The sequence below is a fragment of the Geminicoccus flavidas genome (assembly GCF_009806515.1).
Classification (GTDB): Bacteria; Pseudomonadota; Alphaproteobacteria; order Geminicoccales; family Geminicoccaceae; genus Geminicoccus; species Geminicoccus flavidus.
The window spans coordinates 1-3,669 of the sequence record NZ_WUJP01000566.1; the positions used below are offsets into that span (position 1 = coordinate 1).

Annotated in this window: 5 protein-coding genes; all 5 read right to left on the reverse strand. The window is 68.3% G+C overall.

The genetic code is table 11. The features are described from left to right. Positions 1-13: 13 nt before the first annotated feature. Positions 14-802, reverse strand: coding sequence for an SDR family NAD(P)-dependent oxidoreductase (locus EQG76_RS16200; protein ID WP_159715288.1), 789 nt, complete (start codon positions 800-802; stop codon positions 14-16). 262 nt (positions 803-1,064) lie between these two features. After that, positions 1,065-1,451, reverse strand: coding sequence for a RidA family protein (locus EQG76_RS16205; protein ID WP_159715290.1), 387 nt, complete (start codon positions 1,449-1,451; stop codon positions 1,065-1,067). Positions 1,452-1,745: 294 nt separating this feature from the next. After that, a complete protein-coding gene (locus tag EQG76_RS16210) occupies positions 1,746-2,267 on the reverse strand; it encodes a hypothetical protein (protein ID WP_159715292.1) in 522 nt (173 codons plus the stop codon). A 134-nt stretch (positions 2,268-2,401) separates the two neighbouring features. Beyond that, complete coding sequence (locus EQG76_RS16215; protein WP_159715294.1) at positions 2,402-3,343, reverse strand: ABC transporter permease; 942 nt, start codon at positions 3,341-3,343, stop codon at positions 2,402-2,404. Then, positions 3,340-3,669: ABC transporter permease (locus EQG76_RS16220; RefSeq protein ID WP_200840854.1), on the reverse strand; the 330-nt coding region annotated here is incomplete at its 5' end. The genes EQG76_RS16215 and EQG76_RS16220, both read right to left, overlap by 4 nt.

Below are 3,669 nucleotides of genomic sequence, written 5' to 3' on the forward strand. Positions count from 1 at the left end.
ACTAGTGGGCTGGCTACTTTGTGCCCGAGCCCGGCTCGGCCATCTTGCGGTGCATCTCCGCCAGCACGCCGGAGGGCGTGACGTTGGCGACGGCCGCCTGCACCTTGTTCTTCCAGCCGCTGACCACGTCGCCCTCGCCCTGCATCATCGCGTCGAAGCCGATCTTCGCGACGGTGGCCGGATCGTCCTTCGGGGCTTGGCCGAGCTTGGTGTCGAGCAGGCCGGCGCGCTCGAAGAAATCGGTGTCGGTCGGGCCCGGCATCAGGCAGGTAACCGTTACCCCGCTGTCCTTCAGCTCGGTGCGCAGGGCGAAGGAGAAGGAATCCAGAAAGGCCTTGGTGCTATTGTAGATGGCTTGGTAGGCGCCCGGCATGAAGCCGGCGATCGACCCGGTGATCAGGATCCGCCCCTCGCCCCTGGTCCGCATGTCCCGGCCAACCTTCTGGATGAGGTAGAGCGTGCCGGTCACGTTCGTGTCGATCACGTGCCGGACCTCGCTGAACTCCTGGTCCAGGAATCCCCCGCGGAGCCCCCGCCCGGCATTGGCCAGGAGTGCCGCGACCGGCCGGCCGCCGGCCGCATCGCAGAGCCGGTCAACCCCTTCGATCGTGGCGAGATCCGCCTGCACGGCCTGCACCTGCACGTCCGGTGTGCGCAGCTCCGCCGCCGCCGCGTCGATCGCCGGCTCATTCGCAGCGATCAGCAGGTCGAAGCCACCTTCGGCACAGCACCGGGCCAGCTCGCGGCCGATGCCGGTGGACGCTCCGGTGACGATCGCCAGAGGACGGGTCGAGTTGGCCATGTCGCTATGCTCCTGCCGACGCTTGCGCGACCAACCTGTCGACCCGTGGCCGGTTCCGCGGCATGGCGGCTGGCTCCACGGAGCCGGTAGCCGGCTGTACCATGAGCCGGCACACCCATCCTCCCTGCCGCCGAGATTGGTTCCCGCGAGCGAAACGAACCCGGGAAGGAGCGAGGCTCAGGGCAGGAAGCCATCCAGCGATGGCCGACCAGGTCGCGTCAGGTGGTCCGTGCGGCCGCAGCCGGCGCAGGCCGCCCCGCTCTCAAGCCGCCGCGATCGCCTCGACCTCGACCATGAAATCCGGCCGTGCCAGGGCTTGGACGAACAGGAGGGTGGAGGCCGGGGCCGGCTCGGCGACCCAGGCGTCGCGCACCGCCATGTAGGCCGCCCGGTCACCGGGATCGAGCAGGTAGGCGGTGAGCTTGACCAAGTGGCTGCGGTCCATGCCGCCCTCTTTCAGCAGGCAGTCGATGTTGGCGAACAGTTGCTCGGCTTGCCGGGTGATGCCGCTCGGCACCGAGCCGTCCGGGCAGATGCCGACCTGGCCGGACAGGAACAGCAGGCGGTCGGATCCGGTGACCGCCATGCCGTGATGGTAGCGTCCATGGGGTGGAAACACGCCGGCCGCGCCGGTGAGCGCCTTACGCATGGCTTTTCTGCCCGCTGGTTGTCTGCCTCCGAGTGCGGACGCTAGCGGCATGGCCCCACCCTGGCGAGACACCGGGCGCCTTCTGCCGCAGGTGCGGGAATACAACCCGCTGGCGAGCAGGCGACGAAATTCGAGATGATGCCTCAAAGCGAATTTCTACTATTGCGCGATCATCGGCTTCAGGTTATCTATTGGGTCGTCGCAGGGTTTCTACCCGATGACACCCGACTTGAGGCGTTTCCTCCCACTCAGGGGCCGTGCGAAAGCACGGCCCTCTTTTCTTTCGGCCTCGTCTCAGAACGGCTGGCTGGAGCCCGGTAGAGCGGCGTCGAAGGGCTGGCGGGGCTGCAGGCGCTCGGAAAGGCAGCGCAGGAAGTGCTGGGTGATCCGGTAGGTGCCCTTGAGCGGCACGTCCCAGAATCCCTCGCTGCCGGTCAGGAAGCGGACCTGCATGTGGCCCCCCAGCGAGAAGCGATCGATCAGGCCAGCCGCCTGCTCCGGCAGGAGGTTGCCCTCGATCATGGTCGGGCGGTCGGTCGGCAGGATCGGCAGGTCCAGCACCGGCCGGCCGTCCACCACGAAGCCGACGTGCACCTTGGCACCCGCCGGCACCGCCCAGCTGTCCTTGCTGAGATGGATGAAGGCTTCCCGCACGTTGTTTACCTTGATCAGGAAGCCCAGCCCGTTGTTGAACTGTGAGATGCCGCACAGGCTGCGACCGTCCGGTTCGCTCGCATAGAACACGTCCCAGGGCCCCACCTCCGCGAGATAGGTGAGTTCCGCGGCAGCCGGATGCGCCACGCATGCCGTCGCCAACAGAACTCCAGCCGCGAACCACCTCATCCTCGACCTCATCCGGCAGCCGTCGGGAAGACACTCGGTGTGTGAGCAGGCAAGCTACCATCTTCCGGCCAAGTACTGGACGCGGATCGGGGACGAGCGGTACGCCGCTACCGCTCACCTGGCCGGTAAGGCTGCATGAGGGCCTGGGGCACTCGCGCACGGCGCGACACCAGAACCAACGCAGCGATTGAAAGCAGGTAGGGCATCATGAGGAAGAGCTGGTAGGGCACGCCCGGAACCAGCGGTTGAAGCCGCAGCTGGAAGGCGTCGAACATGCCGTAGAGCAGCGCGCCGAGCAGCGCCTTGCCCGGCTGCCAGGACGCGAACACCACCAGCGCGATGCACACCCAGCCGCGCCCCTGGATCATGGAAAAGTAAAAGCTGTCGAACGCTGCCGTGGTGAGGAAAGCGCCGCCGATCGCCATGAGCGCGCTGCCGGCGACCACCGCACCGGTGCGCAGGCTGAACACGCCGACCCCCTGGGCCTCGCAGGCTTCCGGGCTCTCGCCCGCCATGCGCACCGCCAGGCCCAGCGGCGTGCGCCACAAGAGCCAGGCCACCAGGATCACGGCCAGCAGCGCCAGCCAGGTGAGTGCGGTGTGCTGGAAGAAGGCCGGCCCCACCCAGGGTAGGTCGCTCAGGACCGGCAGGTGCACCGGCGCGAACGGGGTGATCTTCGGCGGGGAGCCCGAGGCCGGCACGTAGAGCCGGTAGAGGTAGGAGGACAGGCTGGTGGCGAACAGGGTGATGCCGAGCCCGGTCACGTGCTGGGACAGGCCGAGCCGCACCGTGAGTGCCGCATGGAGCAGCCCGATGGCACCGCCGGCGACGGCGGCGGCCGCGATGCCCAGCCAGAGCGGGGCGCCCAGATGCACGGAGAGCCAGCCGGTCATCGCACCGGCCGTCATGATCCCCTCGATGCCGAGGTTGAGCACGCCCGAGCGCTCGCCAATCAGGGCCCCCAGCGTGCCGAAGATCAGTGGTGTCGCCAAGCGCAGGGCTGCCGCCCAGAACGAGGCCGCCAGGACGATGTCCCAGAACTCGGTCATCGGCGCACCCGGTACTCGGTGAGGAACAGGGCGACCAGCATGGTGAGCAGTGCCGTCGCCACGATCACGTCGGCGATGAAGGACGGCACGCCATGGGCGCGGGCCATGGCGTCCGCGCCCACGAACACCGCGGCCACGAAGATCGCGGCTGGGACCACACCCAGCGGGTTCAGGCTTGCCAGCATCGCCACGATCACCCCGGCCGTGCCGAAGCCGGGCGACAGGTCGGTGGTGACATAGCCCTTGAGCCCGGTCACCTCGACCGCCCCAGCCAGCCCGGCCAGCGCGCCGGAGAGCATGGCCGTCAACAGCAGCACGCGCCCGAC

Coding starts and splice junctions, on each gene's coding strand:
- EQG76_RS16200 (WP_159715288.1), bottom strand. CDS start 802: ATGGCCAACTCGACCCGTCCTCTGGCGATCGTCACCGGAGCGTCCACC.
- EQG76_RS16205 (WP_159715290.1), bottom strand. CDS start 1,451: ATGCGTAAGGCGCTCACCGGCGCGGCCGGCGTGTTTCCACCCCATGGA.
- EQG76_RS16215 (WP_159715294.1), bottom strand. CDS start 3,343: ATGACCGAGTTCTGGGACATCGTCCTGGCGGCCTCGTTCTGGGCGGCA.